Here is a 1384-nt window from a genome sequence, read left to right as displayed (position 1 = left end):
CTAGCGCGGGAATTCCCCACCGTGGCCACATCCCGTCTCCGTGCTGTCCCGGTTGTTGCGCCGGATTGAAGCCGGTCAATTAGCTTCAATCCGGCGGCGCCCGTGGGAGACGAGCGTCTGCCGGAAGCTCAATCTTCACAGGGGAAGCGCACCGCATCTTCAACGCACCGGCTCAACCTGGTGGCCGATGGCCCACAGGAAAGCCGCCATCTCGCGGGCGATCGCCGCCACGACGATCGGTCTCTTCTTGCCACAGGCCGTCAGGCGCCGGTAGCGAGCGCACAGTCGGGTCTGCGCCTTCCAGGCAATCTCGCGAACCGCCTTGGGCAGGCCCTCGAGGCGGATGCGAATGGTTTCCGTCACCCGGGCCGGATAGCGGTAGCTCCAGGCACCCTCCACCAGGACGCGACGTGCGCGGCGGTTGCCGGCAAGTGTCAGGCCGCCACGCTTCACCGTCTCGCCGGTTGACCGCTCCGACGGCACCAGACCGAGAAAGGCCATCAGCTGCCGCGGATTGTCGAAACGGCGTACATCGCCGACTTCGCTGACAAAGGTGACGGCAACGATGAAGGAGACACCACGTAGCGCCTGATAGGCCGCCGCCACCGGCGCCATCGACCAGCTCGGCACCAGTTCGGCGAGCTGGGCATTGAGCCGCTCCAGCCGGTTCTGCGCATCGGTGATCACATCGACTTGGTCCTGGAACACGATCTGCTGGGCCGGATGGTTGAACTTCTGCGCCGCCAGCCAGCGGGCATGCGCCGGGCCCCAATTCTTGCGTCCGCTAAAGACCCGGCCATGGCGCAGCAGGAACGACAGAAGCTGCTGGCGCTTCTTGCGCAGATCCTCGCTCGCCGAGCTCCGAACGCGCACTAGATCGCGCACCGCTTCATGCACTGCGTCGGGAACCCAGATCCCGGTCAGCTCCCCCGCCCTCAGCAGCCGTGCCAGGGTGACCGCATCGCGTCGGTTCGTCTTGACGCGTTCGCCCGGGCGCTTCGGGATCAGCGACGGCGCAACGACATCGCAGCGGTGGTCGAGCTCAACGATCTGGCGGCAAAGCCCGTAGCCGGTTGGGCCGGCCTCGTAGCAGAAATGCAGGCGCGGATATTTGCGCTCCAGCTTACGCACGAAGCGTTCCACCGCCGCCGGTGTCGCCTCGATCTCGCCAAAATAGCGGACCTCCCCCTCCCGGCCACCCTCCGCAATCGCAATCGCGTGCTTGGCTTTCGAAACATCGACACCGACGTAAAAAACCTTATCTTCTGCCATGGCCCGTCCTTCCTTTGCTGGGGCTCGGCTCGGCATTCCCGAGCAACCCCCGTTTGCTTACAGCTGCAAAGACTAAGGACGGGCCGCCGCTCAGACCACGGTCATAACGTCT

Annotated in this window: 1 protein-coding gene; it reads right to left on the bottom strand. The window is 65.0% G+C overall.

Annotation, left to right across the window (positions count from 1 at the left end):
- Positions 1–159: 159 nt before the first annotated feature.
- A complete protein-coding gene (locus tag ACLKMW_RS26405) occupies positions 160–1272 on the bottom strand; it encodes an IS110 family RNA-guided transposase (protein ID WP_415727497.1) in 1113 nt (370 codons plus the stop codon).
- Positions 1273–1384 lie beyond the last annotated feature (112 nt).

Source organism: Borborobacter xinjiangensis (assembly GCF_047739745.1).
In the GTDB taxonomy this organism is placed as follows: domain Bacteria; phylum Pseudomonadota; class Alphaproteobacteria; order Rhizobiales; family Rhizobiaceae; genus Pseudaminobacter.
Note: the sequence above shows the minus strand (reverse complement) of the source record. Positions and strands in the feature narration are given on the sequence as shown.

Excerpts from the sequence above, each read along its gene's own strand:
- ACLKMW_RS26405 (WP_415727497.1), bottom strand. The coding sequence starts at position 1,272 with ATGGCAGAAGATAAGGTTTTTTACGTCGGTGTCGATGTTTCGAAAGCC.